Here is a 411-nt window from a genome sequence, read left to right as displayed (position 1 = left end):
GCGTAATGTTAGCCTCGTCACGAATAAACGCCCCATCACCGCAGGTCAGCGCCGCTTTCTCTTCATGATGCGTAAGCGCATGAAATTTCCCGTGAATCGATTGCAAATACGCGCGTGGCCCATGCAACTGGAAATTCGCACTTTCGCCTTTGTCGAGCACGATATGGTGCAGCCACACTTGCTGGCGTAATTGCAGGCTTCCCATCGCACCCTCTGGCGAGGCGATTAATTGCTGCTTGCCCATATTAAGCGCCAGCTTTTGAATCAGCGGATTCTCTCGCTGCGGGCAGGCGTCCAGCCAAAGCTGCATTCGCGTTAACGGTTTGTCTTTGCTGAGATTGTGTTCGCTATAGCTGACACCCGGCTGGGTAGAGAGCAGCAACGCCTCTCCGGCGCTGGCCTGAACATGAT

The 411-nt window shown here is 54.5% G+C and carries 1 protein-coding gene; it reads right to left on the bottom strand.

The genetic code is table 11. The features are described 5' to 3' along the window. Positions 1-411: pirin family protein (locus tag D7W79_RS42885; RefSeq protein WP_244222297.1), on the bottom strand; the 411-nt coding region annotated here is incomplete at both ends.

The organism is Corallococcus exercitus (genome assembly GCF_003611585.1).
GTDB classification, from domain to species: domain Bacteria; phylum Myxococcota; class Myxococcia; order Myxococcales; family Myxococcaceae; genus Corallococcus; species Corallococcus exercitus.
Note: the sequence above shows the minus strand (reverse complement) of the source record. Positions and strands in the feature narration are given on the sequence as shown.